Source organism: Polaromonas sp. YR568 (assembly GCF_943369415.1).
Classification (GTDB): Bacteria; Pseudomonadota; Gammaproteobacteria; order Burkholderiales; family Burkholderiaceae_C; genus Polaromonas.
Genome location: NZ_CALRNF020000071.1, coordinates 1 through 6,326, shown reverse-complemented (window position 1 = coordinate 6,326; position 6,326 = coordinate 1). Strand labels below are relative to the sequence as shown.

General features: G+C 66.3%; 6 protein-coding genes. 2 read left to right on the top strand and 4 right to left on the bottom strand.

Annotation, left to right across the window (positions count from 1 at the left end; genetic code table 11):
- Positions 1-550 precede the first annotated feature (550 nt).
- The 3 genes from minE to minC all read right to left on the bottom strand — a co-directional run bounded on the left by minE (position 551) and on the right by minC (position 2,456).
- Positions 551-811, bottom strand: a complete 261-nt coding sequence (gene minE / locus ACLV74_RS25070) for a cell division topological specificity factor MinE (protein WP_411882133.1) — start codon at positions 809-811, stop codon at positions 551-553.
- 3 nt (positions 812-814) lie between these two features.
- Positions 815-1,633, bottom strand: coding sequence for a septum site-determining protein MinD (minD, locus tag ACLV74_RS25065; protein ID WP_411882132.1), 819 nt, complete (start codon positions 1,631-1,633; stop codon positions 815-817).
- A gap of 61 nt (positions 1,634-1,694) precedes the next feature.
- Positions 1,695-2,456 (bottom strand): septum site-determining protein MinC, encoded by a 762-nt coding sequence (minC, locus tag ACLV74_RS25060; RefSeq protein ID WP_411882131.1) that lies wholly within the window; start codon positions 2,454-2,456, stop codon positions 1,695-1,697.
- Between the two features lie 237 nt (positions 2,457-2,693).
- Here minC and ACLV74_RS25055 point away from each other — a divergent pair, with 237 nt between their 5' ends.
- Positions 2,694-3,842 carry a metallophosphoesterase gene (locus ACLV74_RS25055; RefSeq protein WP_411882130.1) on the top strand — a complete coding sequence of 383 codons (1,149 nt, stop codon included), beginning with the start codon at positions 2,694-2,696 and terminating at the stop codon, positions 3,840-3,842.
- Positions 3,843-3,940: 98 nt separating this feature from the next.
- The gene (locus ACLV74_RS25050; protein WP_411882129.1) at positions 3,941-5,647 is read left to right on the top strand and encodes an ABC1 kinase family protein; all 1,707 of its coding nucleotides are present in this window, start codon (positions 3,941-3,943) and stop codon (positions 5,645-5,647) included.
- A gap of 540 nt (positions 5,648-6,187) precedes the next feature.
- Here ACLV74_RS25050 and ACLV74_RS25045 read toward each other — a convergent pair.
- The coding region (locus ACLV74_RS25045; RefSeq protein WP_411878256.1) for an IS3 family transposase at positions 6,188-6,326 on the bottom strand (139 nt) is incomplete at its 5' end.

The window sequence follows — 6,326 nt, the reverse complement described above, 5'->3', positions numbered from 1 at the left end:
GTCCCCTGCGCTTCGCTCCGGGGCAACCTGCGGTGCTCGGTTCAGGCGGGGTCTCGCTAAACTCGCTGCGTTTCACTCCGCTCAAACAACGCGATCCCTGATCCGCCTGAACCTGCGCTCCTCGGCGCATCCACAAGGGGCAATCGGGAGCGGGAGCGGGGACAGAAGACAAAGAAACCAAGACCAATACAAACAAGGACACGCCATGGCGTGTCCTTGTGGTTTCAGTATTCGGGGTTCTCTCTTCGGCTGTTTGGTATTTCTTCTCCCCGCTTCCACCCCTTGTGGATGCGCCGAGGAGCGCAGGGCCAGACGGATAAGGGCAAAAACTTGTTTGAGCCGCAGGCGAGTTGTTTTTGACCCCGGCTGGACCGAGCACCGCAGGTTGCCCGGAGCGCAGCGGAGGGACGCAGCAACCAGGGTCGCCTTTCTTTTGCTTACTTTTCTTTGGCGAAGCAAAGAAAAGTGAGTTGCCGCCGGGCAACCCCGGCCAGCAAGCCTCAGCAAAAGGCACAGGCGAGCCCGCCGGCGCAAGACCCGGCCTCACTTCTCACTTCTTGTCAGGCAACTCAATCTTCACTTCAAGCACATCAAGGTTATCCTGCCGCTCCAAATGCAATTTGATGTCCTCCGGATTGATCCGGACGTATTTGGCAATCACCGCGATCAAATCCCGCTGCAGCGCGGGCAGGTAGTCAGGCTCATGCCCGCGCCCCGTTCGCTCATGCGCCAGGATGATCTGCAAACGTTCTTTGGCAACACTGGCGGTTTTTTTCTTTTCGCCTAGCAGGAAGGAAAGGAAAGACGCCATGGATCACTTCCCCCCGAACCAGCGTTTGAAGAGGCCGGGCTTTTGCGCGTCGATGAACCGCATGGGCTTGTCCTTGTCGCCGAGGAAGCGGTCGACCACGTCCTTGTAGGCTTCGGAGACGTCGCTGCCCTGCATGTGCACGGCGGGCACGCCCTGGTTGGAGGCCTGCAGCACGGACTCGGATTCGGGGATCACGCCTATGAGCTTGATGCGCAGGATGTCCTGGATGTCGTCGAGCGAGAGCATCTGCCCCTGGTCGACGCGGCCGGGGTTGTAGCGGGTGATCAGCAGGTGTTCCTTGATGGGGTCGCCGCCGGCGATCGCGCGCTGGGTCTTGCTTGACAGCATGCCGAGGATGCGGTCGGAGTCGCGCACCGAGGAGACCTCGGGGTTGGTCACCACCAGGGCTTCGTCGGCGAAGTGCATGGCCATCAGCGCGCCGGTCTCTATGCCGGCGGGGGAGTCGCAGACGATGTATTCGAAGTCCATCTCGCCCAGGTCTTTGAGCACCTTCTCGACGCCGGCCTTGGTCAGCGCGTCCTTGTCGCGGGTCTGCGAGGCGGCCAGCACAAACAGGTTGTGGCACTGCTTGTCCTTGATGAGCGCCTGGTTCAGCGTGGCTTCGCCCTGGATGACGTTGATGAGGTCGTAGACCACGCGGCGTTCGCAGCCCATGATGAGGTCCAGGTTGCGCAGGCCGACGTCGAAGTCGATGACGGCGGTTTTGTGGCCGCGCAGCGCCAGGCCGGTGGCAAAGCTGGCGCTGGTGGTGGTTTTACCCACGCCGCCCTTGCCGGAGGTGACCACAATGATTTTTGCCATGCTTGAATTTCCTTGGAGAACGGGAGAGAGGTTGTGGGGTGAAGCAGCCGGGCTTGCGTGTTCAGGCTTCCATGACATTCATCACGAGCTTGTCGCCTTCATCGCCAGGCACCAGCCGCACCTGCGTGGGCTTGCCGGCCATGCCGGGCGGCAGCGGGTGTTCGCTGGTGCGGTAGACGCCGGCGATCGACAGCAGCTCGGCCTCGAGCGCGAGCGAGAAGATGCGCGCCTCGGTGTTGCCGCGCGCGCCGGCCATGGCCTTGCCGCGCAGCGGCGCATAGACGTGGATGTGGCCGTCGGCAATGACCTCGGCGCCGGCGTTGACCATGGCCAGCACCACCAGGTCGCGGCCGCGCGCATAGACCTGCTGGCCCGAGCGCAGCGGCTTGTCGATGACCAGCGCGCCCTGGGGTTCCATGGGCACGGGCGTTGGCGTTGCGGGCATGGAGGGCATTGCGGGCGCCGGCACTGCGGGCCGCGGCGCCACCAGGTGCGCGTCGGGCACGGGCAGCAGGCCGGCCCGCAAGGCCGCCGCCATCTGCGCGGGGCTGCCGCCTTTGGCGCAGAGGGGCACCAGCTGGTAGCTGCCCAGCAGGCTGATGAGGAAAGGGAAGTCGACCTCGCCCGCAGCTTCCGGCAGCGGCGAGAGGTCTATCACCAGCGCGTCCTGGTCGAAGAAGTCGGGGATGTCGCCAAAGCGGGCTTCCAGCTCGCGTGCCAGGGCGACAAGGTCGGTGGACTTGAGCAGCAAGGCCACCAGGGGCAGGTTGGCGCTCTTGATTTCAAAGGTGGCGGGGGTGGTGGCCTGGAGGGCGACGGTCATAGGCGCATGGACGGGAGGAGGCCGGCTGAGGATCGGCAATGGAAAAACAAGGGCAGAGGGTAGCCCCTGATGGCGCGTATTCCCGCGCACGCTTTGTCGCACTTGTGAGCGCATGAAACGCTTGCCGGCGGCGTGCACGGCCTTGGTGCGCGCCGGCCGTCCGTCGCCAAAAGCCGCGCCGGCATTGAATGCATGCGGCATGCACCCATATGCGGGGCTCATCACTCTGGACATTTCATGAACTTTCTGCCGCTGGCGGTTGTAACCGCGCTGCTCCATGTTTACATCGGCGCACGCCTTGTGCCCGGGCTTGACGCCCATCCCCTTGGCCAGTGGCTGCTGATCGCGGGCCTGGTGTTGTCGGCCTTGCTGATGCCCTTGGGCCTGATGGCCGGGCGCGTGGCCAAACAACCGCTGGCCGACGTGCTGACCTGGGTGGGCCTGCTCTTCATGGGTTTGTTCTCGTCCATGCTGGTGTTGACGGTCGCGCGCGATGCTGGTTTGCTGTTGCTGTGGCTGGCCGATATGCTGGCGCCCGGCCGCCTGCCGCTGGCATGGCTGCGCATTGCCTCGGCCGAGGCCGTGCCGCTGCTGGGCGTGCTGGTCACGCTGCTGGGCTTTTTGAATGCGCGGCGCACCGCCGCCGTGGTCAGGGTCGACGTGCCCATCAAGGGCCTGCCGCCCGCGCTGCAGGGTTTTACCCTGGCGCAGATCAGCGACATCCACGTGGGGCCGACCATCAAGCAGGCCTATTTGCGCCGCATCGTCGACAAGGTCAACGCACTGGATGCCGACGTGGTGGCCATCACCGGCGACCTGGTGGACGGCAAGGTGGCGGAGCTCTCGGCCCACACCGCGCCGCTGGCCGATTTGAAATCGCGCCACGGCACCTACTTTGTGACCGGCAACCACGAGTACTACTCAGGCGCCCACGCCTGGGTCGACGAGCTGCGCCGCCTGGGCTTGACGGTGCTGCTGAATGAACACGTGGTGATCCGCTCACCGGGCGATGACGGCAAGCCGCTGGTGCTGGCCGGCGTGACGGATTACAGCGCCGGCCACTTCGACCCGGCGCACCGCAGCGACCCGGAAGCCGCCCTGCGCGGCGCGCCGCTGGACGCCGTGCGCGTGCTGCTGGCCCATCAGCCGCGCAGCGCCGCGGCGGCCGCCAAGGCCGGCTTTGATTTGCAGCTGTCGGGCCATACGCATGGCGGGCAGTTCTATCCGTGGAACCTGTTTGTGCGCTTCCAGCAGCCGTTCACGGCGGGCCTGCATAAGCTGCAGAACCTCTGGGTCTATACCAGCCGGGGCACCGGCTACTGGGGCCCGCCCAAGCGCTTTGGCGCGCCTTCCGAAATCACGGCACTGAGGCTGGTGGCGGGCTAGGACCGCCGTCCCCCGGGGGGCGTGCCCCGGCGCCTGCTGTTCGCTGCCCCTTTGACAAATGCCAAGCCCGGCGCAAAAGCCGGGACTATCATCCGCGGATGCTCATCGAAACCCTGGGTGCAGCGCGCGACATGGCGCGCCTGGCGGAAATCACCGGCGTGTTGATTCGCCACGGCTTTGGCGACAGCGTGCGGCGCCTGGGCCTGGCCGACAAGCTGGAGCGCGCGGGCCATGCGCTGCACTGGAACGGCGCGGCCGACCTGGCCCGCATCGGCCCCGCCGAACAGGTGCGCCTGGCCATGGAAGAACTGGGCCCCACCTTCGTCAAGCTGGGGCAGGTGCTGGCCGGCCGCGCCGACCTCTTCGGCCCCGAATGGATCACCGAGTTCGAAAAGCTGCATAGCCAGGTGCCGCCCGTGCCGCTGGCGCTGTTGCTGCCCCAGCTGCGCGAAGACCTGGGCGGCGAGCCCGAAACCGTTTTTGCCCGCTTCGACACCACGCCGCTGGCCGCCGCCTCCATCGCCCAGGTGCACCGCGCGCAACTGCATGACGGCACCGAAGTCATCGTCAAGATACGCCGTCCCGGCATCACCGAAGTCATCGAGGCCGACCTGCGCCTGATGGAGCGGCTGGCCGCGCTGGCCGAGGCCGAGCTGCCGGCCCTCAAGCCCTACCGCCTCAAGCAGCTGGTGCGCGAGCTCGCCAAGTCGCTGCGCCGCGAGCTCGACCTGGCCGCCGAATGCCGCCATGCCGAACGCATCGCCGCCAACATGGCGGCCCTGCCCTACATCGTGATCCCGCGCGTGCACTGGGCCCACACCGGCACGCGCGTCAACGTGCAGGACCTGGTCGACGGCGTGCCCGGCGGCGCGCTGGACCGGCTCACGCCCGAGGCCGGTTACGACCGCGGCGAACTGGCCCGCCGCGGGGCCCGCGCGGTGCTGAAGATGATTGTGGAAGACGGCCTGTTCCACGCCGACCCGCACCCCGGCAATGTGTTTTACCTGCCCGGCAACCGCATCGCCTTCATCGACTTCGGCATGGTCGGCCACCTCACCGAGCGGCGCCGCGAAGAGCTGCTGCAGCTGCTGCTGGGCCTGGTCGAGCGCCAGCCGCAGGCCGTGGCCGACGTGCTGCTCGACTGGACCGGCGACGAGCACGGCGTCAACCTGTCCCAGCTCGAGGCCGAAATCGAAGCCTTTGTCGACCAGTACCACGGCACGCCGCTGGCCCAGCTCAGCCTGGGGCAGATGCTGTCCGACGTCACCGCCATCCTGCGGGAGCACCACCTGGGCCTGCCCTCCGACCTGGCGCTGCTGATCAAGGCGTTCATCTCGCTCGAAGGCATGGGCCGCGGGCTGGACCCCGGCTTTCACATGGCCACCGAAGCGACGCCGCTGCTGCGGCAGGTGGTGCGCGCCCGCTACCAGCCCAAGGCCCTGGCGGCCCGCGGCTGGCAGACCTTCAGCCGCGCGCTGGCGCTGGCCGGCCAGCTGCCGCACGACCTGTCGCGCCTGCTGCGCAACGCGCGCCGCGGCCGCGTGCAGGTGGGCATAGAGCTGGCCCACCTCAAACGCGTCGGCGACCAGCTGGACCGCGCCGCCAACCGCCTGGCGATGGCCCTGGTGATCGCCGCCCTCATCATCGGCTCGTCCATCGTGATGACCGTCAAGGGCGGCCCCACGCTGTTCGGCCTGCCCGCCTTTGGTTTCCTGGGGTTTATGGGCGCCATGGCTGGCGGGGTGTGGTTGGTGCGGGCTATCTGGCGGAGTAGCCGGGCCAGCAATGGGGATGGGCAGGATTGAGGCCGGGTCTTGCGCCGGCTTGCGCGCCTCGCCCTTGCATAGTCCTGCTGGCCGGGTCTCGCCCCGGCGGGCGACTTACTTTCTTTTGCTTCGCCAAAAGAACGTAAGCAAAGTTCACGCAGTGGGGATTCGCTCACTTCGCGAAGCGAAGTTACGCGAATACCAAAAGGCGACCCTGGCTCCTGCGTCCCCTGCGCTTCGCTACGGGGCAACCTGCGGTGCTCGGTTCAGGCGGGGTCTCGCTAAACTCGCTTCGCTCAAACAACGCGATCCCTGATCCGCCTGAACCTGCGCTCCTCGGCGCATCCACAAGGGGCAATCGGGAGCGGGAGCGGGGACAAAAAAAGGGGCTGAGCAAAAGCCGAGCGCGATGCGGTGGTCCGGAATTCACTCCCTCTCCCTCTGGGAGAGGGCAGGGGTGAGGGGGCCCTCGGCGGTTGATGTGTAGCTGCGGGTGCGAAAGCTGCGGGCCCTCACCCTAACCCTCTCCCAGAGGGAGAGGGGACAAGAAGGGTTTCTGTCCTCGGCTGTTTGTGCTGGTCAAGTAATTTCGGACACCTCGATAAGGGCACGTTCGGCCATTTGTCGTTCATAGACATTGGGAGGCAGATAACCCAGGGTTGAGTGCAGGCGCCGGCTGTTGTAGAAGCCGACGATGTAGTCGGAGATGTCGGCGGCG